Annotated in this window: 21 protein-coding genes; 9 read left to right on the top strand and 12 right to left on the bottom strand. The window is 51.5% G+C overall.

Annotation, left to right across the window (positions count from 1 at the left end; translation table 11 throughout):
* The first annotated feature begins 103 nt into the window (after window positions 1-103).
* The 6 genes from P1P89_06090 (at window position 104) to P1P89_06115 (ending at window position 6,886) form a co-directional block, all read left to right on the top strand.
* Window positions 104-1,384 carry an MFS transporter gene (locus P1P89_06090; GenBank protein ID MDF1591070.1) on the top strand — a complete coding sequence of 427 codons (1,281 nt, stop codon included), beginning with the start codon at window positions 104-106 and terminating at the stop codon, window positions 1,382-1,384.
* A 116-nt stretch (window positions 1,385-1,500) separates the two neighbouring features.
* Window positions 1,501-3,258 carry an AAA family ATPase gene (locus P1P89_06095; GenBank protein MDF1591071.1) on the top strand — a complete coding sequence of 586 codons (1,758 nt, stop codon included), beginning with the start codon at window positions 1,501-1,503 and terminating at the stop codon, window positions 3,256-3,258.
* 46 nt (window positions 3,259-3,304) lie between these two features.
* Window positions 3,305-4,279, top strand: coding sequence for a porphobilinogen synthase (gene hemB, locus P1P89_06100; GenBank protein MDF1591072.1), 975 nt, complete (start codon window positions 3,305-3,307; stop codon window positions 4,277-4,279).
* A 245-nt stretch (window positions 4,280-4,524) separates the two neighbouring features.
* The gene (locus P1P89_06105) at window positions 4,525-5,130 is read left to right on the top strand and encodes a CBS and ACT domain-containing protein (protein MDF1591073.1); all 606 of its coding nucleotides are present in this window, start codon (window positions 4,525-4,527) and stop codon (window positions 5,128-5,130) included.
* Window positions 5,131-5,282: 152 nt separating this feature from the next.
* Entirely contained in the window at window positions 5,283-5,936 is a 654-nt protein-coding gene (locus P1P89_06110) for a DUF47 family protein (protein MDF1591074.1), read from the top strand.
* The gene (locus P1P89_06115; GenBank protein MDF1591075.1) at window positions 5,936-6,886 is read left to right on the top strand and encodes an inorganic phosphate transporter; all 951 of its coding nucleotides are present in this window, start codon (window positions 5,936-5,938) and stop codon (window positions 6,884-6,886) included. The genes P1P89_06110 and P1P89_06115 overlap by 1 nt, the downstream gene beginning before the upstream one ends.
* A gap of 87 nt (window positions 6,887-6,973) precedes the next feature.
* Here the strand turns inward: P1P89_06115 and P1P89_06120 are convergent, their stop codons facing one another.
* Window positions 6,974-9,082 carry a 6-phosphofructokinase gene (locus P1P89_06120; protein ID MDF1591076.1) on the bottom strand — a complete coding sequence of 703 codons (2,109 nt, stop codon included), beginning with the start codon at window positions 9,080-9,082 and terminating at the stop codon, window positions 6,974-6,976.
* Window positions 9,083-9,406: 324 nt separating this feature from the next.
* Between P1P89_06120 and smc the strand changes: the two genes are divergently transcribed.
* From smc to P1P89_06135, 3 genes are all read left to right on the top strand, one after another.
* The gene (gene smc / locus P1P89_06125; protein ID MDF1591077.1) at window positions 9,407-13,033 is read left to right on the top strand and encodes a chromosome segregation protein SMC; all 3,627 of its coding nucleotides are present in this window, start codon (window positions 9,407-9,409) and stop codon (window positions 13,031-13,033) included.
* A gap of 3 nt (window positions 13,034-13,036) precedes the next feature.
* The gene (ftsY, locus tag P1P89_06130) at window positions 13,037-14,122 is read left to right on the top strand and encodes a signal recognition particle-docking protein FtsY (GenBank protein MDF1591078.1); all 1,086 of its coding nucleotides are present in this window, start codon (window positions 13,037-13,039) and stop codon (window positions 14,120-14,122) included.
* A gap of 295 nt (window positions 14,123-14,417) precedes the next feature.
* Window positions 14,418-14,690, top strand: a complete 273-nt coding sequence (locus tag P1P89_06135; GenBank protein ID MDF1591079.1) for an HU family DNA-binding protein — start codon at window positions 14,418-14,420, stop codon at window positions 14,688-14,690.
* A gap of 368 nt (window positions 14,691-15,058) precedes the next feature.
* Here P1P89_06135 and P1P89_06140 read toward each other — a convergent pair whose 3' ends face one another.
* From P1P89_06140 to P1P89_06190, 11 genes are all read right to left on the bottom strand, one after another.
* Window positions 15,059-15,340, bottom strand: a complete 282-nt coding sequence (locus tag P1P89_06140; GenBank protein MDF1591080.1) for an acylphosphatase — start codon at window positions 15,338-15,340, stop codon at window positions 15,059-15,061.
* Between the two features lie 11 nt (window positions 15,341-15,351).
* The gene (gene ligA / locus P1P89_06145; protein MDF1591081.1) at window positions 15,352-17,388 is read right to left on the bottom strand and encodes an NAD-dependent DNA ligase LigA; all 2,037 of its coding nucleotides are present in this window, start codon (window positions 17,386-17,388) and stop codon (window positions 15,352-15,354) included.
* The gene (locus tag P1P89_06150) at window positions 17,373-18,107 is read right to left on the bottom strand and encodes a nucleoside phosphorylase (GenBank protein MDF1591082.1); all 735 of its coding nucleotides are present in this window, start codon (window positions 18,105-18,107) and stop codon (window positions 17,373-17,375) included. Before P1P89_06150 ends, ligA begins: the two co-directional genes overlap by 16 nt.
* A 263-nt stretch (window positions 18,108-18,370) precedes the next feature.
* Window positions 18,371-18,622 (bottom strand): hypothetical protein, encoded by a 252-nt coding sequence (locus P1P89_06155; GenBank protein ID MDF1591083.1) that lies wholly within the window; start codon window positions 18,620-18,622, stop codon window positions 18,371-18,373.
* A gap of 21 nt (window positions 18,623-18,643) precedes the next feature.
* Window positions 18,644-20,734: a glycine--tRNA ligase subunit beta gene (glyS, locus tag P1P89_06160; GenBank protein ID MDF1591084.1), complete on the bottom strand. Its 2,091-nt coding sequence runs from the start codon at window positions 20,732-20,734 to the stop codon at window positions 18,644-18,646.
* A gap of 19 nt (window positions 20,735-20,753) precedes the next feature.
* Window positions 20,754-21,632, bottom strand: a complete 879-nt coding sequence (gene glyQ, locus P1P89_06165) for a glycine--tRNA ligase subunit alpha (protein ID MDF1591085.1) — start codon at window positions 21,630-21,632, stop codon at window positions 20,754-20,756.
* Between the two features lie 243 nt (window positions 21,633-21,875).
* Window positions 21,876-22,964: a galactokinase gene (locus P1P89_06170; protein ID MDF1591086.1), complete on the bottom strand. Its 1,089-nt coding sequence runs from the start codon at window positions 22,962-22,964 to the stop codon at window positions 21,876-21,878.
* Window positions 22,965-22,973: 9 nt separating this feature from the next.
* Window positions 22,974-23,738, bottom strand: a complete 765-nt coding sequence (gene recO, locus P1P89_06175) for a DNA repair protein RecO (GenBank protein ID MDF1591087.1) — start codon at window positions 23,736-23,738, stop codon at window positions 22,974-22,976.
* A gap of 4 nt (window positions 23,739-23,742) precedes the next feature.
* Window positions 23,743-24,120 carry a magnesium transporter gene (locus tag P1P89_06180; protein ID MDF1591088.1) on the bottom strand — a complete coding sequence of 126 codons (378 nt, stop codon included), beginning with the start codon at window positions 24,118-24,120 and terminating at the stop codon, window positions 23,743-23,745.
* 44 nt (window positions 24,121-24,164) lie between these two features.
* Complete coding sequence (locus P1P89_06185; GenBank protein MDF1591089.1) at window positions 24,165-25,094, bottom strand: CBS domain-containing protein; 930 nt, start codon at window positions 25,092-25,094, stop codon at window positions 24,165-24,167.
* 62 nt (window positions 25,095-25,156) lie between these two features.
* Window positions 25,157-25,894, bottom strand: a complete 738-nt coding sequence (locus P1P89_06190) for a helix-turn-helix domain-containing protein (GenBank protein MDF1591090.1) — start codon at window positions 25,892-25,894, stop codon at window positions 25,157-25,159.
* Between the last annotated feature and the right edge of the window lie 13 nt (window positions 25,895-25,907).

A 25,907-nucleotide genomic window follows, 5' to 3' on the forward strand; every position in this document is an offset into this window, starting at 1 on the left:
TACGGGGTTAAAAAAAATACTTGACATGAGGACTATAGAATGTCCCCTCATTTTCAGGATGTCCCCTCATTTTTTTTAATCAGACGCCCTTTAGGATGAGATCTTGAATCGACAGATATTGAGAACCAAAGGTAAACCCATTTTCTGGGGTTGGTATGTGGTCTTTGGCACATTTATGATCATGGTGATTACCTATGGCGTAAGATATTCCTTCGGCGTATTCGTAAAACCCATGTTTGCCGAGTACAACTGGTCCATGACGATCATCCAGTTCGGCGCCTCCATCAATCTTATCATGTATGCGCTTTCAAGTATCCTGGCCGGTCGGCTGCTGGACCGGTTTGCTCCCCGGGGGATTATGATCACCGGAATTTTGCTCACCTCCGCCGGACTGCTCCTGGCTAGCCATGTCCAGACCCCGCTGGGGTTATATCTTTCCTACGGCGTCCTGGTGGGGGCCGGTACAGCCGGGTGCGGCATGGTGGTCAACAGTGTAACGGTTGCAAAATGGTTTAATCGCTACAGAGGGCTGGCCATCGGCATATCTTCAATGGGCATCGGAATCGGAACCATGCTGATGGCGCCGATGGCCGGCTATATTGTCAAGCACTTCGGGTGGCGCAGCGGGTTTTTGTCCATTGGGATGCTGATGCTGGTGATGGGTATTTTAATAACCTATGGGTTTATGGGAAAAAGCGGCCCCGATCAGATGGGCCTGCTGCCGGACGGAGACAAACCGGCCTCCGACAACAGCCCCTCTCAGGTTGCTGTCTCCATCACAGCAAAACCCTCGCTCAAACCGGTTCTCATAACCTCACAGTTCTGGATCCTGGTTTGCTGTAACATTCTGGCCGTGATGACGGTAATGATGACCTTTAACTGTCAGATCGCCTATGCCATCAACAGGGGAATTAATGACCTGGAAGCTGCGGCCGCTCTGGGGATCATCGGCGTCACCGGAAGCTGCGGAAAGTTATTCTTCGGGTGGCTATGCGATCGCGTGCGGGATGCCAAGCATTCGGCATCGACGGGTTTCATAATCATGGCGATGGGCATGATATTCCTTTACAGGGCTGAAACTGTCACGACGCTTTACATTTTTGCCCTCATCTATGGATTCGGCTACGGTTCGATGGCGCCGGTTATGCCCTATATGATATCGGATCGATTCGATAAGCAGGTGTTTGGGTCGGCCTACGGGCTGCTGATATTTTTTGCAACCGGGGTCGGCGGCAGCATCGGACCCGTCCTCGGCGGTTATATTTTTGATAAAACCGGATCATATGGACCCGGCTGGCTGATCTGCATCGCCACGCTTCTGATCGTGGCCGCCCTTATTCTCACGTTAAAACCCAAAATCCCCGGGATTGATTCTAAAGGGTGATGCTCCGGAGCAGCCCCCGCATCTGAATCATGTTGCCCTATGCCTTTTGATCTTGTATCCCTTTAATAAATTTGCATGGCTTGCATTTTTAACCGCATGTGATTATTATCTTGTGCATGAAAGAAGATAACGAAAAAATACCCAGCCCAAAAAAAATCGAAAAAGAAATCAGCGAGTTTCTGACCAAGAAATTCGGGGATAACGTTAAGATTATATCGCCGCTGATGCTGCCCCAGGAGGAGACGGTGGAAAAGGACCGCCGCTATTCGCACACCGGCAAGGGGATTAATTTTAGCATGAAACCCGAAGAACTGGTGGCGTACCTGGACCAGTATATCGTCAAGCAGGAAAGCGCCAAGGCGATCCTGGCCACCAAGATCTGTACCCATTTTAACCGCATCAAACACATCCAGGCCGCCGGCAACAACATCAGCGAAATGGTCGGCAGCATCAAAAACAATGTCCTCATGATCGGACCCACCGGTGTCGGCAAAACCTACTTGATCAAGCTGATCGCCGCCAAGATCGGCGTCCCTTTTGTCAAGGGCGATGCCACCAAGTTCAGCGAAACCGGCTATGTCGGCGGCGATGTCGAAGATCTGGTGCGGGACCTGGTGCGGGAGGCCGACGGCGACATTGATCTGGCGCAGTACGGCATCATCTATATTGACGAAATCGACAAGATCGCATCGAGCCATAACTTGATCGGTGCCGATGTTTCCCGGACCGGTGTCCAGCGGGCGCTTCTCAAGCCCCTGGAAGAAACCGAAGTCGATTTGAAAGTACCCCACGACCCGATTTCGATGATGCAGGAAATCGAAAGATTCCGTAAAACCGGAGAACGGGACAAGCGCACCGTCAACACCAAAAATGTCCTTTTTATTGTGAGCGGCGCTTTTACGGAGCTGATTCCCATCATCGGCAAACGCATCTCCGACCAGGGCATCGGTTTCGGCGCCAACATTTCAAAGCCCCAGGAACAGATAGACATTCTCAAGCATGTCCGTTCGGAAGATCTGATCGCGTTCGGCTTTGAATCCGAGTTCGTGGGGCGCCTGCCGGTCAGGTCCGTATTTGAAAAACTGACCAAAGAAGACCTTTTTGAGATTCTGAAAAATCCCAATAATCCGATCATTCTGGGCAAAAAGCTCGACTTCAGCGCCTACGGCATCGACATTAAATTTGAGGATGAGGCCCTTCGGATTTTAGCTGAATATGCCTTTGACGAAAACACCGGCGCCCGAGGATTGATCAGCGCCGTTGAAAAAGCCCTGCTGGTGTTTGAAAAAAAGCTGCCTTCCACCGATATCAAACAATTCGCGGTAACTGCAGACGTGATCGAAAATGCCCGGGACTCCCTCAAAGACATCCTGGAGAAGCCCGAGGATACAAAATGGGCTGAAGATTTCCAGCGCCTGTCCCGGGCGGAAAAGGAATCTGTGAAAGACTACATCCGTCGGAACCAGAGTAATCTTGCGGAAAAATACAACCTGACCCTGACCCCCTCCCGGATCGACATCCTGGCGACGTTCTACTGCCGGCATGTGATGGACATCAATCATACCATCAAAAAAATAAAAACGTTTTATGATGAAATCAAAAAACTGGAATTATCCTTTTTCAAGAGTCATGACATCAACATTGTACTTGAAGACGATGCCGTTGATTGCATCATCGAACAGGTTGTCATATCATCGGCTTCGATTGCATCATTCTACGACCGGATGTCCGACGACCTGAAGCTCGGTTTGAAGCTGATACGGGAAAAAACCGGTAAAAACCGATTTTTTATAACCCGACAGGCGCTGAACGATCCGGAAACATTTATTAACACCCTGATAAAAAATGAACTGAGCATGTTAAGGGAAACTTAACCCTGCTTTTGCAACAACAGGTTTTATCCCAGAAAAGGAGTGCGTGATGCTTTTCCCCGACTACCGCCCCCGACGCCTGCGCCAGAACGAGGCCTTTCGGCGCATGATCCGCGAAACAACGCTTAGCGTTGACGATTTCATCCTGCCCCTTTTTGCCGTCGGCGGGAAAGGGGTCAAGAATCCGATCCCTTCGATGCCCGGACAATATCAGCTATCACTGGATAACCTGGTGAAGGTCGCCGGAGAAGCTGTTGAACGCCATATCCCGGCGGTGATGCTGTTCGGCGTCCCTGAAAAAAAAGATCCGCTGGGAACGGGCGCCTATAGCAAGGAAGGCATCGTCCAGAAAGCGGTTAAAGAGCTGAAAAGCAAAGTGCCGGGCCTCTCGGTCATTACCGACGTCTGCCTGTGCCAGTACACCGATCACGGTCATTGCGGCGTTGTGGCAGGCGACGTCATCGACAACGACGCTTCCCTGGACTTGATTGCCCGCACCGCTCTTTCTCATGCCAAAGCCGGCGCCGACATGGTGGCGCCTTCCGACATGATGGACGGCCGCGTGGCTGAAATCCGCGCTGTTCTGGACGACGACATTTTCAGCCATATCCCCATCATGTCCTATGCCGTCAAGTACTGCTCGGCCTATTACGGGCCGTTTCGCGAGGCCGCTGATTCGTCGCCGAAATTCGGCGACCGCCGGACCTATCAGATGGACCCGGCCAACGCACTGGAATCCATCCGCGAGGCGACCATGGACGTCGAAGAGGGCGCCGACATCATTATGGTCAAACCGGCCCTGCCCTATCTGGATATCATTTATCGTGTCCGCCAGGAAATCGACCTGCCGATTGCGGCCTACAACGTCAGCGGCGAATATGCCATGATCAAAGCCGCCGCGAAAATGGGATGGCTGGACGGCAGCAAAGTCATGCTGGAAACGTTGACCGCCATCAAACGCGCCGGTGCAGACGTTATCCTGACCTATTTCGCACTGGAGGCCGCTCAAATTTTAGAATCTTGAACTCCTTCGATTAAACCGGAATTGTCGTTAGGCTAAAAGGCGCGCCGTATGGTTGGCTGCCGATGCAACCATGGCGTCAATTTCGGACTCAAACGCCAATTCTATATAATTTTATTGACTCTTGTGTCCCCAACCGGTTAAATAATTGAAGAACACTGCAGTCCCGCCTTGGCGGGACGGGGTTAGCGCTCGCTGTTGCGGTGCATAACGAATCATAACTGAAAACCCACTAAAGAGGTTTCGCCATGAAGATTAAAGACCTCATGATTCCGGATCCGATTACCATTACGAATAACGCCTCGATTCAGGATGCAATCGAATTGATGAAGATCAATTCCATCCGTCACCTGCCGGTTGTCTCCCGTACCAATAAGCTAAAGGGGTTTGCCACACTGGCTGATTTAAAACAGGGTCTCATCCCTTCCATGCTGGGGGATCTGACGATCGCGGACTTGATGGTCAAAAAGCCCATTACCGTGTCACCGGAAGATGATATTGAGATCGCGGCACAGCTCATCTACAAGTATAAAATCGGCGGGATGCCGGTAATCGAAGATAATAAACCGGTGGGTATTATTACGGAAACAGATATTCTGCGTGCATTTATCGACATGATGGGCATCCTCAATGCCAGTTCCCGCATCGATGTTGAGGTTGAGGATAAACCCGGCTCTTTCAAAAAGGCCTCCCAGATCGTCCAGGAAAAGGGCGGCGACATCATCAATGTCGGGATGACGGTCCGTCAAAAAGGAAAAAGAACCTATTTTTTCCGTCTGTTTTCCTGTAAAACCGATGTTATAAAAAAAGCGCTTGAGGCGGAAGGCTTCAGTGTACCCGAAGCCATGGACTAAGTGCACCGTTCCCCTTTTTTAATTGTTGCCTGACGATACGGTTGCAACGAAGAGGCAACCTGCCTTTTTAACGTTCTAAGGCCTTCGGAAAAGGGTCTTTTTTTTCTGTTACCCAATGGGCTTGCTCGTTTTCAATCTACAGGGAGTGACGTATGCTCAGTTTCCTTTTTAAAAAACAATCACAGGTGGAAAACCTGATTTATGTTTACCTGGACACGCTCAAGTCGACCCAGAAAAGTTTTTTGACCGCGCTGGAGGCATGCCTGCTCAACGGCGCTTTCTGTGAAAATTTTGAATATCTGATCGTCCAGACCCACAAGTTTGAATCCAAGGCCGATGATATCCGCGAAGAAGTCAAATCCCTGATGTATGAAAAAGCGCTGATTCCCGAATCCCGCGGCGATATCATGCTGCTGCTCGATGCCATGGACATCATCCCCCACCTTTTTGAAAAGGTGCTGTACTCGATCCAGACCCAGAAACTCTCCCTGCCGGATTTCATTCTTTCCGACACCAAAGAACTGATTAAAATCAGCCTGGAATGCTGCGATTTAATGAACCGGGAGGTAATCGCGCTTTTTAAAAAAAATGAGCGCATGCGCGACCTCCTGACGCAAATCGACAGCAATGAGAGCCACTGCGACCATATCGAACGGCGGATTATTACCAAGCTTTTCGATGCCCCCATCGATCCTTTCCAAAAACTTCAGATGAAGGAACTGATCGGGTTGATCGGAGAAATTTCAGATCAGGCCGACCGGGTGTCAAAACGTATCAATATTATCAACATTAAACGGCGGGTCTGATGTTCTCACTTCTGGGCGGCATTTTTTTAGGGTGGTCGCTGGGCGCCAATGATGCGGCCAATGTTTTTGGTACGGCCGTATCGTCAAAAATGCTTAAATTCTGGACGGCCGCGGTGCTGGCGTCCGTCTTCGTCATCATCGGCGCACTCGTGTCCGGCCAGGCCGGCATCGACACCCTCAAGGGACTGACCAGCTTTAACCTTGAACAAGCGGTGATATCCTCGGTGGCCGCCGCGCTTACCGTAACCATCATGACGGCTTTTGGACTGCCGGTATCCACTTCCCAGGCGGTTGTGGGCGCAATTTTGGGAATCGGCTTTTTGAATAATCAGCTCAATATTGCCGGCCTGGGGAAAGTCGTATCCTGCTGGGTGGCAACACCCATCGGCGCGGCAATCATTGCTTTTTTTTTATACCGCTGGCTCGGCAGTTTCTATAATCGAGCCAATCTCAATCTTTTTGAGTCTGATGCGCTTCTGCGGCTGTCTCTGATCTTAGCGGGTATTTACGGGGCTTACACGCTGGGGGCCAACAACGTCGCCAATGTCACGGCCGTTTTTGTCGGCGCCGGATTAATCAGCGTTTTCGGGGCGGCGCTCATCGGCGGGGTCAGCATCGCCCTGGGGATTATGACCTACAGCCGGCCGGTTATGGAAACAGTAGGGAAAAAACTGGTTCGACTGGACCCTTTTTCAGCGCTCATCGTAGTCCTGTCCCTGGCCGTGTCGGTCCATATTTTCACCTTTATCGGCGTCCCGGTTTCAACCTCCCAGGGTGTCATCGGTGCGGTTCTGGGCATCGGCGTCATAAAGGGGGGCAACACCATCAACCGGGGGACCCTTCTCAACATCCTGATCGGATGGCTGCTGACGCCGGTTCTGGCCTGCCTCTGCGCACTGATAATTTTTTTTCTGTTTCACCTATATTATATCCCACCCAACTATGCCTGATATTCCAAACAACTGCCCTCCCCATCGGTATCTTTCGAGTCGCCACAGCCGATCCCCGGTTATAATCCCGCGATAAACAAGAGGCCGTCACATCCGGCCGGATGAACCTTCAATGGCATTCAACACCAGGGTAATGGGTCTTTCCTCCACGCTCTTTCCGGAGAAACGGATCGGGCCGGGTCTGCGGTAATCGTCATCGCCGGGGACTGCCGCCAGCCACTTCTCCCTGAGCGCCTTGACGACCCTGAAAGAGGCTGAATCGACGTCCACCAGGCTTTTTTCCAATACCAGCTCCAACTTGCCCTTGCGTTCTTCAAGGTGCATCATCGGCGCGATGGGTATCCCGATGGGCTCCCACTTGCTGAATTCTTTTTCCAGATTTTTGATGGCCGCCATTTGACCGGTAACCCCGTTGACAATCAGGCTGAAGGCCGTCAACCCCAAATTGTATGTATAAATACAGTCAAAACGGGTCGGGTCGTTTCCCCTGCCGTCATACCCGAAAAAATGTGTCTGGGTCTTTAATTTGGGAATGGATTGGTTGAATATTTTCAGAACAGCGCCGGGAATCTCTTTGTCATCACTAAAGATGCCGGCCTTGACCAGCTCCTGTTTCAGGGTCTTGATCGAAATAATGGCCGGTTTAATGATCAGCATCCCGCCATTTTTGAAATTTTTAAATAAACAGCGGCCGTAGAGCTCCGGATCCAGACCGTCCTTTTTCAGGATTTTTGTAAAGTAATCGCGGGAGATACCGATTTTATAACTGCCTTCTTCATAGAGGATCTCCAGGTAATCCTTGACCATTCCCATGAGAACCTTATCGGTTTCAACCTGTGAAAATTGAAAATTGCCGTGACTGTCCCGCTCCATCAGCAGGCCTTCCTGGAAAAAAGCGGGGATATCATTAAAAAGCTCATCATCGCGGGTGTTCCAGATTGTAAAAGCGGCGTCTTCCCGGGAACGTCTGGCCAGCCGCCGCAGATATTCCAGTTTGGCCTCAAGATGGGGGACGTCGGAATGAAAATCGGTGTCGTGTGTCTGATTGTATTCGGCGATGATCGTATTTAATTTTATGATAAACACCTGAATCTCATTGATGAACTCCAGCACCCCTTCGGGAATGACAATCACGCCGTAATTCTTTCCCACCGAAGCCCGCCGGACAATGCCGTCGCAGATGACCCGGGAAAGATGCCGCAGGGTCATTCCGTAGGAATTGTAGTCCGTGCCCGTTTCTTTCTGGGCTTTTTCCAACCGCTTCTTATCAACGTAGTCGGCCAGATCTTCACCGATCAGGGTCATGTTGGCATGCGACTGCAGGGCGACCTCCAACGCCAGATGACTGGCGACACGCCCCATGACCTTGCAGATATGCCAATATTTGACATCCGAGCTGCTGTCCGTGCAGAGGTTGCTGACCGCCAGGGCAAACGCCCTGGCAGCCGTATGAAATCCGAATGACACGGCACACAACACCCGGCCGTTGGCGTCTCTGACCTGGATGTCCCCGTCAATGGTCTTGGGAACACCGATCACCTGGACACCCATGCCGGTCATCTCCTCGGATAGAAATGCGGCATTGGTGTTGGAATCGTCACCCCCCACGATCACCAGGGCATTGAGCTTGAGTTGTTTACAGGTCTCTTTGGAAAGGGCCATCTTTTGTTTGGAGTCAATTTTGGTTCGGCCGGTCTTGATCATGGTAAATCCGCCCAGGTTTCGATATTTATCCACCAATTCATCGCTGAGCTCGATGGCCTCATTTTCAATAATCCCGTCCGGTCCCACCAAAAATCCGTAAACCCGTGTTTCCGGGTTGGCCTTTTTGGCGGCGTCGTAAAGGCCGGAAATAACATTGTGCCCGCCGGGCGCAGGCCCACCGGAAAAGACAATACCGATATTACGCTTTTGGGTATAAGCGGATATAAAAGCATTGTCCGGGGACTTGGCCGGCACAACCGCTTGAACCTTATTTTCGATGATATTCGGCAGTTTCTTGCGGGCCTCGTTATGGATTACAAAACGATAGCGTTCATCTTCCGCCAAGGCGGTGAAAGAACTTTTAAACACCTTGCAGATGGGAGGACGGTAAGCCCTTCGCTCCAACAATTCACGGTTGACGCTGTCGGTTGCTTCAAGAACTTTTTTGTCGGCTAAAAGCTTTTCCGGGCTGATCGTTTTTTTGCCAGTCATCCATCCCCTCCCATAAAAATAAAGTGTTGGTAAACTCAAGAAATAATTGAGATGTCAAAACTTTGCCTTAGTTATAAAGCGGAAAAACATATTAACTGGGGCGCTGCACCAGTGTCAAGAATAATTAGCCGAAATGATTAGTATTTGATATGGAACCTACTATATATTGTAGTATGGTTTTACAAAACACACCGTAAATTGTGTTTTTCCCTTTACATTTGGTTTGATTTTTGGTACCCATCTAAAGTCAATAAAACACTTTTGCTACAGACAACTATCGGCAACGTCTATCCAGACCTTCAGGTGGACAGGAGGCCTTAACATATGAAGCTTAAAAAACTCGAAATCAATGGTTTTAAATCTTTTGTCGATAAATCCTGTATCGAATTTCCCTCCGGCATTTCAGCTATCGTCGGCCCCAACGGCTGCGGCAAAAGCAATATCGTTGACGCCATCCGATGGGTGATGGGCGAACAGAGCGTCAAGCAACTCCGCGGCAAAGCCATGGAGGATATCATTTTTGCCGGGACAAACGGCAAACCGCCCCTGAACATGGCGGAAGTCTCTTTAACGCTGCTCAATGACAACGGCTCCGCCCCCGAAGAATTAAAGGATTTTACTGAAATCATGCTCACCCGGCGCCTGTATCGCTCCGGCGAAAGCGCCTACTATATCAACAAGCAGCTCTGCCGGCTCAAAGACATCCACAACGTCTTTATGGGCAGCGGCTTGGGCCCCAAATCGTATGCCGTAATTCAGCAGGGGAACATCGGCGCCATAACGGATGCAGGACCGGAAGAAAGGCGTTATTTCATCGAAGAAGCCGCCGGCGTTACCCGCTTTATCAGCAGAAAAAATGAAGCGCTTCGCAAAGTCGATTCCACCAATCAAAATCTTCTGCGGGTTTCCGATATCATTACGGAAGTCAAACGTCAGATGGGCAGCCTCAAACGCCAGGCCAAAAAGGCCGAACTCTATAAAAAATTTCAGGACCGCATCAAGCGCCTCGATGTCGTGCTGGCCCTTCACAGCATCGATGTTTTCACCGAACAGATCACGGCAACCGACGCCCTTTTGAAAAGCCTGAAGGATAAGGACATCGAACACATCGCGCAGCTTAAAAAACTGGACGCGGCTATCGAAGACATTAAACAACAACGCTGGCAGAAAAACCAGGAGATATCTGAGCAGAAATCGCAAAAATTCGAGACCCAGCGCAGTATCGACAGAAGGGAAAATGATCTGGCCTATCTGAATAAAGATATCGAACGCCTGGCCCAGGAATCGGCTGAACTGGATATCGTTCGGCAGGAACTCATCGAAAAGAACCAATCCATCCTTTCTGAAATTGAACAGGTAAAAAATCAAAACAGCGAACTGAAAGCCCAAAGTCAATCCATAAAGGCGACCCTTAGTGAGGAAATGCTGTCCACCCAGAGCCTGAGAGAAGAACTGGCCGGTTTTAACCGGCGGCTTGAAGACAGTAAAGCCGAACTCATGGACAGGATCTCCCGGGAAGCGCAATATAAAAATTTTTTTCAGAATGCCCAGAACAACAAAGAAAACCTCACGAGACGCCTGAAAAGGATCGATGAGGAAGAGGCGGTCGCCGCTCAAAAGGTCACGGGCCTGGAGGAAAAAGAAGTTCAGGCAACCGAAGAACTTAAAGCGGGCAAGGCAATCATCGCCGATTTAGACCGGCGTCTGGACGAGACCCGCGCCCGGCTCGAAGCCGAGAGCAAGGCGCTCGGCCGGCAAGTTAAAACGGTTCAGACCATCGATATGGAACGCAACAAGCTCCGCTCCAGATTCAGCACATTAAGGAAAATGGAGGAAAATTTCGAATGGTATAAAGAGGGGGTCCGGGCCATCATGAAAAATGCCCGGGAAACCGATGATTCATCCGGCGCCGCAGACCCGGAGAAGTCTCCAAAAATCAGGGGGGTTGTCGGCCTGGTGACAGATATCGTCGAGCCGGCGCCGTCGTTTGAACCTTCGGTAGAAGCCGCCTTGGGAGAAGCCCTGCAATACATCCTTGTGGACGACCAGAAAGCCGGGACCGGCGCCATCGATTTTCTCCAGACCCGGAGCACCGGCCGCAGCGGCTTCATCCCCATGGCCGCCATCAAACCGCTTGAATACGGCCCGCTGAAAAAGCCGGACGCTTCCAGGCGCCTGCTCAATCATGTCTCCATCAAACCGGGGTTTGAGCCCATCGCCGAGGCGCTGTTGGGTCATTTCGTGATCGCCGACGACATCACCGAGGCGCTGGAAATATTCAATCGCAACGGCGCCTTGCAGTCGGTGGTAACGAAAAACGGCGACATGATCACCCCCCAGGGTATTATGATCGGCGGCAACAAGGAAAATTTATCCGGAATACTCACCAAGAAACAGGAGCTGAAGGAGCTCGAACAACACATTCTCAGCCTGGACAAGGAACTGGAAACCGCCCGGCAGGAACAAAAAAGGCTTGAGGGGGCGGTCTTATCCCTGGAAACCACCCTGCATAATTTTACCGAACAGAAAAATACAGCAGTCCAAAATGAGATCGAGGCTGAAAAATCACTCTATAAAATTTCGGAAGAATTGAAGCACGCCCGACGCCATCTGGAAGTCGTCCGCCTGGAGCAGGAACAGCTTATGGGCGAAGAGAGCAATATCGAAGAAGAAATGACCAGATACAACCACGCTCTGGCTGAAATAGAATCCGAAGTCGCCGGCGCCCAAAAGAAGGTTGCCGATCTAAACAATAACATCCGCACCGTGTCCAACCAACTGGAAGATTTCGACGGACGGATTGTCGACCTGAAGCTGCAGCTGACGGCCTTGAATGCCAAGGTGGAAAACAGCACAAATACACTGACACGCCTGCAGGAATTTCAAACGGAAGGCATCAGACGCCTGGAACAGCTTGCCCAGGAAATCAATCAAAAGATCCAAAAGCGGACCGCCTTAAAAGAAAAAGTTGCTGAATTCGAGCAGACGCTGGCCGGCATGTATGCAGCCTTGAAACAACTGGATTCGTCCCTTGAACTCAGCGAAGGCGACTACCTGACGATTGATAACACCTTAAAAGAAAAAGACAGCACCATTTCAGCAGTCCAGAACGAACGCGAGGAAGTTCTCCAGAAAGTGCAACTCCTTGAAATTGAACACTCCCAACGCAAGATGCAGCGGGACAACATTTCAAGCCGCCTGGAAGAACGCTACCACCAGCCGTTTACAGAACTTAAGACCGAATTCACTTCGCTGCTGGAAGCACCGGACGAACTGACGGAAGCCGCCCTGCAGGAAAAGGAAGACGAATTGACCCGGCTCAGGGGCAAAATTTCCAAAATTGTCGATGTCAACCTCGGCGCCATCAAGGAGTATGAACAATTAAAGGAACGCTCCGATTTTCTCTGCACCCAACGCGATGATCTTGAAACGGCCGTGGAAGACCTCCATAAGGTTATCAGAAAAATCAATAAAATAACAAAAGAACGATTCCTGGCGACGTTTGATCGGGTGAATGAAAAACTGACGGAGGTATTTCCCCGCCTTTTTGAGGGGGGGGCTGCTAAGCTGGTCTTGACCGAACCGGAAAAGCCCCTTGAAACCGGTGTGGAGTACATGATTCATCCTCCCGGCAAAAAGTTGACGCGAATGAGCCTCCTTTCTGGCGGCGAAAAAGCACTGGCGGCGATTGCATTTATTTTCTCGATCTTTTTACTGAAGCCGACATCGTTTTGCCTGATGGATGAAATCGATGCCCCCCTTGATGAGGCCAACATCTTTCGCTTCAACGAACTGCTGAAAATCATCGGGGAGAAATCGCAAATCGTCATGATCACTCACAACAAGCGGACCATGGAATTTGCCGACACCCTTTTCGGCATCACGATGGAAAATAGAGGGGTTTCCAAAATTGTTTCCGTAAATTTCGAACGGCAAGGGGCGCCCAATTAACAAATGAAGTCTTTTGGTTGGTTTAAAAAATCTAAGGCCGTTAATGAAAAAACCGCCGGCATCGGCAGCCCGGATAAAAAGGGCAACACATCTGACGGCATTGACACCCCCCCGGCAAATGAAACCGTTTCGGGCGATTCCGGCGACGTCAGCCCCGAAGCCCATCCGCACAAAGCCGACCTTTCAGGAGAACCCGGGTTTTTCAAACGGTTAAAATCGGGATTGGCAAAAACACGCCTTAGCTTTACCGGCGGAATTGAAAAATTATTTGCCGGACGCAAAACGGTTGATGACGGTCTGCTGGAAGAACTGGAAGAGCTCTTAATCACTTCGGACATGGGGGTCCAAACCGCCGAAAAGCTGATCGCACGGATTACTTCTGCCGGCATGACCGACCCCGCCCAACTGAAAACCGTCCTGCGGAATGAAATCCAGACCATCCTTCAAAAAGAATCTTCAGGCACCGCCCAGCCCTCAGCCGGACCGCAGATCATCATGGTCGTGGGCGTCAACGGCGTCGGCAAAACCACCACCATCGGAAAACTGGCCGCCAAATCCACCGCCGCCGGCAAAAAAGTACTGATTGCCGCCGCCGACACGTTTCGCGCCGCAGCCATTGAACAGCTCATGATCTGGTCCGAAAGAGCCCGTGCCGAAATTGTAAAGCACAAAGAAGGGGCTGATCCTGCAGCGGTTGCCTTTGATGCCCTTGAAGCTGCGGCGGCCAGAAGTATGGATGTCGTTCTGGTCGACACGGCCGGTCGGCTGCATACACGGGTGAACCTGATGGAAGAGCTGAAAAAGATGAAACGCATTATTTCCAAAAAAATCCCGGCGGCGCCCCATGAAATCCTTCTGGTCCTGGACGCCACCACCGGACAGAATGCGCTGGCCCAAGCCAGGATGTTCCACGACGCCTTGGGCATTACGGCGATTGCCGTTACAAAACTGGATGGCACCGCCAAGGGCGGCATTGTCGTCAGTATTTGTGACACCTTGAATATACCGCTGAAATACATCGGCGTGGGTGAAAAAATCGAAGACCTCCAGGACTTTGATCCCAAACAATTCGTAAACGCCCTGTTTTAAGTTGTTCGCAGGATTTGCGGCGGATACGCGCCCTGACGTAACGCCGGCGCCCTATACCCACAAAAAAATTAAATCATTTTGTTTCAGTCCTATGCGCTGATGGAGGGTGCTGGTCAATTTAGAGCGGCACCTGTCCGCAAACCCAATCACAGCGTTCATCAGCAACGGGCTACCCCAAAAAAGTGTTACAGCAGGCTGTTTTTCTATTGACATCATCGGTGTCCTACTGTAATGGGTATTGAAATAGGCGGACGATTCAACCATCAATCAATAATCAAAAAAGGGGGAAGGTACTATGACAAAAGCAGAACTGGTAGACAAAATGGCAAAAGATGCTGGAATCTCCAAAGTCGCTGCCGCTGCCGCACTAGGCTCTTTTATGGATGGAGTCGTCAAAGCGCTGAAGAAAAAAGACGGCAAGGTGACACTGGTAGGGTTTGGTACTTTTTCTAAAGGCCGTCGCAAAGCCCGCAAGGGACGCAATCCGCAAACCGGCGCCCCGATCAAAATCAAGGCTTCCAACGTTGTAAAATTCAAAGCGGGCAAAAAACTCAAAGCCGCCGTTTAAATTTAACTGGTTCCAATTTTAAAGCGGTTCATAAGCTGTTGCAAGGTTTATGAACCGCTTCTTTTTTTAGCGCCCATCTATACGCCATAAGTGATTGCCAACAATGTGTTCCGATTGAATGGATTTTTTTCTTCACGTCATGCCGGACTTGATCCGGCATCCAGGATCCTATGAAATTGAAAATATTCTGGATAGCGCTAAAGCTTGACGACGTGCCCGGGTCAGGCCCGGAATGACTTAACAGGTTATAGCTCTTGTTTTGTTAATTACGACACCGTCTCGCAAGCCGGAATCCAGGCACCATTTGTCTGGTCTCCCGCTTGCGCGGGCGCGATATTGATTTTGCAACGGATGCGCAGGCCACGACACTAATAAGCGATATTAAATTCCTTAAACTCGCCGGTATAATTTTCTTCTTGGATATCAACGCCTTTAACATCGGCATGGCGCGGCCCTTGGCGGCACCAGTCGATGACCGCATCGACCTTATCCGTATCGCCTTCGAATACGGCTTCGACGGCTCCGTCCGCCCGGTTTTTGACCCACCCAAAAACGCCGTGCCGATCGGCCGCACGCTGGGTTTCCATCCGGAAGAACACTCCCTGCACCCGTCCCCGGATGATGACACGCCTTCTTGACTTTGTTTCCATGCCCCCCCCATCTATCCCTGATCCGGAGATCCGGACAGCATTTTTTTCAGTGCGTTCTCGTCTATGACCTTAACTCCGAATTCCTGCGCCCGCTGCAGTTTCGAACCTGGGGATTTGCCGGCAACCAGATAATCGGTATTGCGGCTGACGGTGCTGCTGACTTTTCCCCCCGCCGCTTCAATCAATTGTTGGGCCGCATGTCTTGCAAGGGTCTCCAGGGTTCCCGTTAAAACAAACACCAGACCCGTTAACGATCCCTCGGCCGGTTGTGAATCCGGAACGATCTGAACACCGGCTGCCAGCAGGCGGTCAAGCGTGATGCGGTTTTGCGCTTCCCTGAAAAAACCGGCGACGCTTTCCGCCACCACGCTGCCGATGCCGTCTATGGACTCCAAATCCTCGGTGCGCGCGTTTTGAATTGCGTTTAAGTCATGAAACGCGCCTGCCAGAATTTTGGCCACGTGTTCACCCACATGCCGGATACCCAAGGCATAAATGAAGCGGCCCAAACGGATACGCTTGCTTTTTTCAATGGCCCGGACAAGATTCATGGCAGACTTTGTTCCCATGCGATCCAGTCCGCTGAGGGTTTCCGCCGTTAAATGGAAAATATCCGCGTAAGACCCTACCAGATTCCTGGCAACGAGCTGTTCGATCAGTTTTTCCCCCAGGCCGTCAATATCAAAGGCGGCTTTTGAGGCGAAATGTTTTACCCGCTCCTTGATCTGCGCGGGACAGGCAGCATTGATGCACCTGGCTGCAACTTCGGTCTCTGCAGAATCGACTTGGGATTTACAGACAGGACAGGTTGCCGGCATTCTAAATTTTTTTTCATGTCCGGACCGCCGGGATACAACGACCTTGACGACTTCCGGGATTACATCCCCGGCCCGTTGAACAAAAACAGTATCCCCGATGCGGATATCCTTTCGTTTGATCTCATCTTCATTGTGCAGGGTGGCGCGGCTGACCACCACACCGCCGACGTTAACAGGTTCTAAATGTGCAACCGGTGTCAGCGCTCCCGTCCGACCGACCTGGACTTCGATACTTACAATCCGGGTCGTCGCCTGCAGGGCCGCAAACTTATAGGCAATCGCCCATCTGGGGCTGCGGGAGGTATTGCCCAACTGCCGTTGAAGCGGCAGCTTGTCAACCTTGATCACCACGCCGTCGATTTCATACGGCAGATCATGTCGGTTGGCATCAAGGCGCCGATAGAAGTCCATCACGTCCACGATGGTTAGGTTCGGCCTGATTTCAGGATTGATTCTAAAACCCAATTGGCGCAGCGAACACAGGATGTCCCAATGCGATTCCTGGGAAAGCCCCTGCACCATTCCAACCCCGTAAAAAAACACCTCCAGGGGACGCAGGGCCGTAACCCGGGAATCGAGCTGTCTTAATGAACCGGCCGCTGCATTTCTGGGATTGGCGAACGGTGGTTGATTCAGCTGCAGGCGTTCCGCATTCAAGCGCCGAAAGCCCGCCTTGCTGATAAATACTTCTCCGCGTACTTCAAGCAGAGGCGGAATTTCTCGATCATGGGTATCCTGAAGAACGAGGGGAACGGCGCGGATAGTCCGCACGTTTGCGGTTATGACCTCGCCGTTAACGCCATCACCCCGGGTCGTCGCCCGTTCCAGCCTACCGCTCCGGTAAACCAGCTCAACGGCGATGCCGTCCATTTTGGGTTCAGCCGTGTATTGAATCTGTTCCGTTGTTTTGAGAAATCTTTTCACCCGCAGATCAAATTCAAGTATATCCGCCTCTCCGAATCCATTTTCAAGGCTCAACATGGGGAGTGAGTGCCGAGCCGTTTCAAACTGCGCCAACGGCGCTGCGCCCACCCGCATGGACGGGGAATCCGAAGTAATCAATTCCGGATAGGCGGTCTCTAAGTCCACCAACTCCCGCATCATCCGGTCATACTGCGCATCTGAAATTTCAGGGTCGTCCAGGACATAATAGCGGTGATTATGGTAATGCAGGGCCTGTCGCAGCGTTTCGATTTTTTTAACACGATCGGGGTCTACAGATTCTGACATAGCGTCCCCATGGCATTGCATGCCTTTCGGCGGTTTTGTTTGAAGCGCGGATCCTTGAACCCGGGTTTCCAGGTAAAGGTGGCCAGCTCATCGGAAACCACAAGGAGCGCGCCCACCTTCACCGCGCGATACTTTCCAACGGTAAACAGGGCCGATGTTTCCATCTCAACCGCAAGCATATCTTGGGATTGAAACGCTTCGACCTTTGCGCGGGTCTCCCGGAAGATCGCATCGGTGGTCCAGACGGCGCCTTCATGAAAATCAAGGCGATGATGCGTCAGGGCCGCCGTGATTTCTTTTGTCATTTCACTTGAGGGCGCCGAGATGCGCGCAAAATCCGATCCATAATGACGGGATGTACCCTCATCAATAATGGCGCCGTTCGGTACGATGATATCCCCGATCCTTACCCCGACTGAAACGGCGCCGCACCAACCCCAGAATAAGACTTTGGTGACACCCCCGGCTATCAATGTTTCAAGAATCATAGCGGCATAAGGCGCCCCCACCAGCGGGCCGACAATGGAAAAGCGCCGGCCGTTGCTGGATACGACATACAATCGGCTCATATAAAGGGCGTAATATTGATCCACAGTTATGTGAAACAGCCGGCAAAGCGCCTGAAGGTCACTCTGCGTGGCGACCATCAAAGCGAAAGACCCCGGCTCGGGAAAGCCATGGCCGATCACGGGGTATGTAATGGCATCATCGGTAGTCACTGCTGTCATCCGGATGCGGAAGTATGGCGTTCATATTAAGAATCTGCCCGCCCCGCCCTTGCGGACATTCCTATATATACATAATTTCCCATACGTTTCAAAATCCCTCCCGGCCTCCCTTTAAAAAAGGGAGGAGTATAATTCCCCTCATTTTTACAATTCCCTCTCCGCCCCCCTTTTTTTTCAAAGGGGGGAACGGGGGGATTTCCTTAAGGAAGTTCGCTCAGAATCTTGGATTGACGGCTCTTCATTGCCCGTCTCCATCAGGCCGGTCCGGCCAGTTGCGACAGGGAGTCCTTGACATCGTCAATGATCTCATAAAACCACATCAGGTCCTCGATGGTCATCCGGCCGGCCTTGCGCTGGGATTCTTTCCCCTCTTTTGTTTTAATCACCCGCGGGCCGATCTGAACTTTCGGCTCGCCATTTGCGTACTGGTTGATAGAAACCACCAGTCCGGTTTCCTCGCATACCCATTTTTTTAAAACCTTGTCCTTCTCAGGGTCAAACGCCATATGTTCCTCCCATCATAAATTTTAGGTTGAAATTTTAGAAAAATCGGCAAAAAGGCTGAACAGCGCTGAGATCTGCCCCATCAGAGCCAGGCGATTGGCGCGTAGCCGCACATCTTCGTCCATCACCATAACCCCGTCAAAAAATGCGTCAACAGAATCCCGCAAGGATGCAATATCCAACAGCGCTTCGTTAAAAGCCCCCTGATTCAGATGATCCGTCACTTTTTCCTTTACTTTTTTATAAGCTGCAAAAAGAGACGTTTCACAATCGTGCTGAAAAAGGCTTACATCAACAGCTCCGGCACCGTGATCTATTTCCCTCCCGCCGGCCTGTTTAATGATATTAACCACCCGTTTAAACGCAATGGCCAGCGGTTCAAAGTCCGGTTCCGATTTTAAGACCTGCAGGGCTTGAACCCTTTTCCAGACATTCGGCACATGGTCGACGGAAACACTCACGACAGCGGCAATCACGTCTTTTGAAAAACCTCCCTCCGCCAGCAGATGCGCAATGCGATCCCGCAGAAACGTGTAGACCCGCTCGACGGTTTGGCTGAATTCGGCATCACGTGTGTCGGCAAACAGGGCCAGACTCTTTTCAATCAGTTGACGCAATGACAGGTAAAGGTTTTGCGAAAGCATGATTTGAATGATGCCGATCCCCTGGCGCCTGAGGGCATAAGGATCTGATGCCCCCGTGGGGATCAATCCCACCCGGAAACAACCGCAAATGGTGTCGATCTTGTCGGCAATACCCAGCAGCGCCCCGGCGATTGATTGGGGCAGCGCGCCGCCTGAATATGTCGGCTGATAATGTTCGCCGATGGCCAGCGCCACGATTTGAGACTCACCACCGATCTGGGCATAAACCCGTCCCATGATGCCTTGCAGTTTGGGAAATTCACCCACGACCTGGCAGACCAGGTCCGATTTGCTTAATAAAGCAGCCCGGCCGACCTTTTCCCGGGTCTCTGAATCCAGACCGGTCTCTTGGGACAAAAAGTCAACCAAACGGATCAGGCGCATGACCTTCTCATAAACGCTTCCCAGCTCGGCCTGAAACAGAACACCGCGCAGCTTTTCGACCCGCGCGTCCATCGATTCCGCCAGATCGCTTTTATAAAAAAAGCGGGCATCTTCAAGCCGGGCTCGCAAGACCCGTTCATGCCCCTTGGCGACCAGATCCATATCTTTTGCTTGGGTGTTGTTGACCGCCACAAAACAGGGCAGCAGCCCTTCCTGTTTGTCGATCACGGCAAAATACTTTTGATGTTCGCGCATGGCCGTAATCAATACCTCCTGGGGAAGCTCTAAAAACTTTTTATCAAAGCGCCCCAGCACTGCCTTGGGAAATTCAACCAGGTTGGTAACAATTTCCACCAACTCTTCGTCGGGCAGGATAGAACCGCCGCTGGCAGCGGCTGCTTTTTCAATTTCGTTCAAAAGCAGCGTTCTGCGTTCAGCCATATCGGCGATGACATGGGCGCGCTGCAGGGCCGTCACATAGGTGTCGGGATCGGCAATTTTAATTTTACCCGGCTGCATAAACCTGTGTCCGGAGGTATAGCGGCCGCTGGTGATATTTCCCAAACGAAAAGAAACAACCTGGTCTCCCCAAAGGGCCAGGATGGAGTGAATCGGTCTTGCGAATAAAATCTTCAAACCGGCCCATCTCATTGTCTTGGGAAAGGGTATCGCCAGAATCGTCCGGGGCAGGATGCGCGTCAGCAGCGTTTTGGTTGAAAGCCCGCGCTCTGCCTTTTTGGCACACAGGTATGACCCCTTGGGTGTTTCCTTGATTATGATCCGGTTGAGGGGAACACCGATTTTTTCGGCAAATTTACAGGCGGCTACGGTGGGGTTGCCGTCGTCATCAAAACCGATCCGTTCAGGAGGGCCCAGCACTTCCGTAATCAGAGCGCTCTGTTTGGCGGCAACCGCTTCAACCGTCAGCGCGATCCGGCGGGGCGTTCCAAACATCCTGACGTTGCCGTATCCAATCCGGTTCTGATCCAACTCCTGCTGCAGCAGTGCCGCAAAACCATCCAGCGCAGGCCGGATATAACCGGCCGGAATTTCCTCTGTTCCCAACTCTATCAATAATGGTTTCATTTTTTTTCCGTTTATACTTTTATAACGCCTGTTTTTTCTGCATGGGAAATCCCAGCCTCTCCCGCTGCTCCAGATATGCTTCCGCACAAGTTCTGGCCAGATTGCGAATCCGGGCGATATAACCGGTTCTTTCCGTCACGCTGATCGCACCGCGGGCATCCAGAAGGTTGAAGGTGTGTGAGCACTTCAAGCAGTATTCATAGGCCGGCAGTACCAGTTTTTCCTGAATAATTCGCCGTGATTCGGACTCATATGTGTTGAAAAGATTCAGCAGCATGTCGACATCCGCCAGTTCGAAATTATAGGTCGACTGTTCCACTTCCTGCTGGTGATGGACGTCACCATAGGTAACCCGGTCATTCCACTGCAGTTCGTATACGTTCTCCTTGCCCTGCAAATACATGCAAATACGCTCCAGGCCGTAGGTAATTTCGACGGATGTGGGGAAAAGTTCAATGCTGCCGGCCATCTGAAAATAGGTAAACTGAGTAATCTCCATACCGTCCAGCCAGACTTCCCAGCCCAGTCCGGAAGCGCCCAGTGTGGGGGACTCCCAGTCATCCTCCACAAATCGGATGTCGTGCTCAAGCGGATCGATTCCGAGCGCTTTAAGACTTTGCAGGTAGAGCTTCTGGACATCATGGGGTGAGGGCTTCAGGACCACCTGATACTGGTAATAATGCTGCAACCGATTGGGGTTTTCGCCATATCGTCCGTCCGTGGGCCGCCGGGAAGGCTGGACATACGCTACCTTCCATGGTTCAGGCCCCAACGCCCTTAAGAGTGTTGCCGGATGAAATGTCCCGGCCCCCACCTCCAGATCATAGGGTTGAACCAACAGGCAGCCTTTTCGGCTCCAAAATCTCTGCAATGAAAGTATCACTTGTTGAAAATTCATTTTTTCTATCCTTCACAACCGTATTCACACATATTTTCCATTTGAGACGGAATTATCCGAAAACTGAAACGCTGCGTAATTTCGGCAACAGCAATCGTTGCTCAACGCTAATACCAAAGGAATCATTATTACTTAGACACACCGTAGTCAATCAAAAACCCGATGGAGACCGTTTGACTGGATCATGGCGTAATCGCGGCGCGAAATCGGGTCGTTGCCGGCGCCATCCTGATGCCGGTTCACTTAAGGCCCAGCAGTCAGAGATAACCCCTCCGTATCAATCAACGCCGCCAGCAGGCGGGCGTCCGTTCTTTCGGAAAGGATCGTCTCCCATAGACCCCTCAGCCTGTCAATATCCTCCAGATGGCCAAGGGCCCAGATGCATCCGCCGCCGCCGGCGCCCGCAAATCGAGCGCCGCAGTTGGTACGTACGGCAGCATCTACCAAACGCCGGCCCACAGCATCCAGCACATCCGGCGTCATTTTTCTGCGGATCGCCGTTTCCCTGTTCATCGCCGCAGCGGCAGCGCTATAATCCTCTACCGTGATGGCTTCAGCAAAGCGGTGGGTACACAACACGATTTCCTGCCAGCGGTCCCGGTGGGATCCTTTGAGAAACTGACCGACCCACCTGGAATTAATATTTTTGGACTCATGGGGAATCCCGCAATAAGCCAGCAGTAAATGGCGCCCGATCTTGTTACATGCCTTTCGGTCCAGGAGGGTTCTGCGCCTGAAGCCGGAGCCCTTGAGGCCGGCCTGCCAATACCATGCATGCCCCCCCCCAAATGCGGCAGCCAGTTGATCCTGCAACCCACAGGGCACGCCCGCCACGCTTGCCTCGATTTCGTGCGCCAAGATCGCAATTTTAGTTCTCAGCGCCGGGGTCAGCGTCCCGATTTGTCCCCGGGCCTTGGCAAACGCTGCAACAAGGGCCACAGCCGCCACCGAAGATCCACCCAGTGCGCTTTGGGGAGGCGAAACCGAATCAATCAGGATGTGTACCCCCTCAGCTCTGAAAAAGGCGGCAACGGCAAACATAAGCCCCAGCGGATGTTGAAAAGGCGCATCCCCGACAGCATACTCTGCGCTCTTAAACCCCCTGGAAGAAACCTTGACTTTCAGATTGCTGTTGGGGATCAGCGTGACCCGTGTTCTTAAGTTTAAAGCCAGATTAACGGTGCAGGGCGCCAGCCCGCAAAGGGGATAATAAAATGTGCTGATGTCAAGGGTGCCGCCAATGTCAACACGGCACGGCGCCGAGGCTTCGATTTTTTCCAGCGGCCACCCCATCCCGGAGGTTTTTAGAACGTTTTTGGACTGTTTTGTCATTTTGTTCCCTTACCCGCGTATTTTCTGCAGAAATGCAAGGCTGCGCGGTTTCTTCCCCAGATGAAACGGCACAAAATCTTCTAAAAATAGCTGTCCTTCCTTTAAGGCCTGGGGCGTGAAACGAATCCGGCCGGCTGTGGCGATATTACCGCTCTCGGCCCAGATGAGCTGTTTGATGGTTCCTTTGGATAAAACCATCTGGCGGGGCGACTCTGCAACGCATCGGCTGCATAAAATACCTCCCTTTGACAGATCAACCGCCAGATTGTTTTTATGGGTCTGGTCGATTTCGGCCCTACAGCTGCTGCAATTTACCAGATTGGGTGAAAGTCCGCACAATCGCATGAATCTCATCTGAAAGAGGACGCTCAGGGCCGCTTCCGGCACTTTGCCGACGTCCAGTTGCCTTAAAACATACTCCAGCAGACGGTAAAGCGAAACCTGTTTTTCGTTCTCTTCAATCCACCCTTGAACCAGCTCGACCCAGTAACTGGCATAGGCGGTTTTATAAATATCGGCCCGGATACCGGCAAAGGGCTGCCGCAAAGTGGCTTCTTCCAGCACCGGCAGCCCTTTGGTACGCGGTTCCCGGCATACAATCTCCAACCCGGAAAAAAGCTCCAGGACGCCTGAAAATCGTTTGGTGCTTTTTTTGGCAGACTTGGCGATAACGGAAATCTTACCCCTGCTCAGGGAGAAAAATGTAATGATAAGATCATAATCGCCAAAGTCGGTTCGGCGGAGCATAATGGCGGGTGTTGAAAAGCTTGACATGTTTTCATATATTAAGAAGCGTTGTCGCGATTTGAAAATAGAAAAACACACTGATGATATCAATGGCGGTTGTTACAAACGGACCAGTTGCAACCGCAGGATCAATATTGACCCGTGCAAAGCACATCGGAACCAGTGAGCCCACCAGAGCGGCAACCGTCATGGAGCTGACCACGGCAATCCCGACGGAAAATGCCAGTGCCAGGATATTATAGCGCATATGCGCCACCGTTCCGATCAGCAGCCCATAGACGCCCCCCAGGATAAGACCGATGCTCAGTTCTTTCAAAACAACCGTCCAGATATCACGGATGTTCAGACGACCGGTGGCAAGTCCGCGGACCACGATCGTTGATGACTGGGTGCCGATATTTCCCCCCATTCCCATGATAACCGGTATAAAAGCGGCCAGATAGGCGAATTTGCTTAAACTCCCCTCAAACCGGCCGATAATATAAAACGCAACGATCCCCCCAGACAGCTGGCAAACAGCCAGGGCAGCCGGATGCGGGTGCTCCTTAAAACGGATTTGGTCTCAACAAACTCCTCGCCGGCGCCGGCCATTTTAAGGATATCCTCGGTCGCTTCTTTCCGCATGATATCGATGACATCGTCCACGGTAACGATACCGACGAGGCGGTTGGCCTCATCAACCACCGGAACTGCCAAAAAATCATACCGTGCCACAATCCGCGCGACTTCCTCCTGATCGACGTCGGTTCGAACGGAAATGACATCGGTGGACATGAAGTCTTTCAGGCGGGTTTCCGGCGTGACGACAACCAGCTGCCGCAGAGAGCTGACACCCACCAGTTTTCCATACTCATCCACCACATAAAGGTAAAATGGCATCTCAACATCGAGGTGCTCTTTTTGCAGCGACTCGATCGCTTGCCTGGCTGTGACATTTTGTCTTAATGCAATAAAATCCGGAACCATAATGCCGCCGGCGGTATCATCGTCATAGCGAAGCAGTCCTTCAACTTCCTCGGATCCCTCCTTTTTCATTTTTTCCAGAAATACTTCCGATTTTTCATCCGGCAGCCGGCCGATAAGATCGGCAATATCATCGGTGGGCATGCTTTCCAGGATTTCAACGACACTATCCGGCGACATGTCGTCAATGATCTGCAGAAATGTATCCTCATCAAGCTCACGGAACAATATGCCTTTCTGCTCCGTGTCTTCAATCATTTCAAAGAGCTTACGCTGATCGGTCAATGATAATGCCCTAAAGACGATCGACAGGTCCGCGGCATGCGTTTTATTCACGATCTTGCGAAGATAAGATGTAGCCTCCCGACGCAATAACCGCTTGATGCTTTCAATCAGAATTTTATTTTGATCAGGCTGCATAATTTTCACCACCTGTTATCCGGTTCAGGAGCGATCCGTTTTCAGCAGGCTTTTTACCGGCATTACGGAATCTTGAGGGCTACGACCTGACCCTTGTTGCCGGGAACAGGGAGGTCCTTGTCGTTGATATTCAAATGGACGCCCGCCGCATTGCCGATCAGCAGGTTGAATTCGGACAACGCTTCAAGCTCCAGCCGATCGCCGGGATTCAGGCTGTATTCCCGTGATTTCTGATCATCGATAATGACTTTAAGCCATGTCTTTTCGACGGTTAAGATTTTCAGCAGCAACTTCTCAGGGACTACGGTCGGCAGGGGCATAAGCGGAGACGCTGTCTGCTGGGGCAGGGGGGTACTCACGGCCAGCTCATTTTTTGTAATCGCTTTGGGTCTGAGTTTTTCTTTTTTTACATCGCTCTTCCGGGGAAACGACGTTATGAAGACCGACAGCGTCATAATGCAAAACAAAACGCCCAGGGACAGCAGGAGGCGCGGCCAGAAATTTATGCCGGACTTTATCAAATCGGCATCAACCCGGGCCGTTTCCTGGAACGTCCTGCGGCCGGACAAATAGAGCCGGACGGCATCGTCCGCATCTGCGCCGACCGACTTGGCATAGCCGCGTATAAAGCCTTTAACGAAAACCTCGGCAGGCAGCCGGTCGTGATCCTCCCGCTCAATTGCAAGCAGATTGTCTATTCCGATCCGGGTTTCCATTGAGACCTGCTGCAGGTTGATGCCCCTGTCAAGCCGGACATTCTTTAAATACCGTCCAAACGACAGCGATCTCTTATTTGCCACGATGGTTTTCATG

This window comes from Desulfobacterales bacterium, from assembly GCA_029211065.1.
Taxonomy (GTDB): Bacteria; Desulfobacterota; Desulfobacteria; order Desulfobacterales; family JARGFK01; genus JARGFK01.

Coding starts and splice junctions, on each gene's coding strand:
- P1P89_06095 (MDF1591071.1), top strand. CDS start 1,501: ATGAAAGAAGATAACGAAAAAATACCCAGCCCAAAAAAAATCGAAAAA.
- hemB (MDF1591072.1), top strand. CDS start 3,305: ATGCTTTTCCCCGACTACCGCCCCCGACGCCTGCGCCAGAACGAGGCC.
- P1P89_06105 (MDF1591073.1), top strand. CDS start 4,525: ATGAAGATTAAAGACCTCATGATTCCGGATCCGATTACCATTACGAAT.
- P1P89_06110 (MDF1591074.1), top strand. CDS start 5,283: ATGCTCAGTTTCCTTTTTAAAAAACAATCACAGGTGGAAAACCTGATT.
- P1P89_06115 (MDF1591075.1), top strand. CDS start 5,936: ATGTTCTCACTTCTGGGCGGCATTTTTTTAGGGTGGTCGCTGGGCGCC.
- P1P89_06120 (MDF1591076.1), bottom strand. CDS start 9,082: ATGACTGGCAAAAAAACGATCAGCCCGGAAAAGCTTTTAGCCGACAAA.
- smc (MDF1591077.1), top strand. CDS start 9,407: ATGAAGCTTAAAAAACTCGAAATCAATGGTTTTAAATCTTTTGTCGAT.
- ftsY (MDF1591078.1), top strand. CDS start 13,037: ATGAAGTCTTTTGGTTGGTTTAAAAAATCTAAGGCCGTTAATGAAAAA.
- P1P89_06135 (MDF1591079.1), top strand. CDS start 14,418: ATGACAAAAGCAGAACTGGTAGACAAAATGGCAAAAGATGCTGGAATC.
- P1P89_06140 (MDF1591080.1), bottom strand. CDS start 15,340: ATGGAAACAAAGTCAAGAAGGCGTGTCATCATCCGGGGACGGGTGCAG.
- ligA (MDF1591081.1), bottom strand. CDS start 17,388: ATGTCAGAATCTGTAGACCCCGATCGTGTTAAAAAAATCGAAACGCTG.
- P1P89_06155 (MDF1591083.1), bottom strand. CDS start 18,622: ATGGCGTTTGACCCTGAGAAGGACAAGGTTTTAAAAAAATGGGTATGC.
- glyS (MDF1591084.1), bottom strand. CDS start 20,734: ATGAAACCATTATTGATAGAGTTGGGAACAGAGGAAATTCCGGCCGGT.
- glyQ (MDF1591085.1), bottom strand. CDS start 21,632: ATGAATTTTCAACAAGTGATACTTTCATTGCAGAGATTTTGGAGCCGA.
- P1P89_06170 (MDF1591086.1), bottom strand. CDS start 22,964: ATGACAAAACAGTCCAAAAACGTTCTAAAAACCTCCGGGATGGGGTGG.
- recO (MDF1591087.1), bottom strand. CDS start 23,738: ATGTCAAGCTTTTCAACACCCGCCATTATGCTCCGCCGAACCGACTTT.
- P1P89_06180 (MDF1591088.1), bottom strand. CDS start 24,120: ATGGGGGGAAATATCGGCACCCAGTCATCAACGATCGTGGTCCGCGGA.
- P1P89_06185 (MDF1591089.1), bottom strand. CDS start 25,094: ATGCAGCCTGATCAAAATAAAATTCTGATTGAAAGCATCAAGCGGTTA.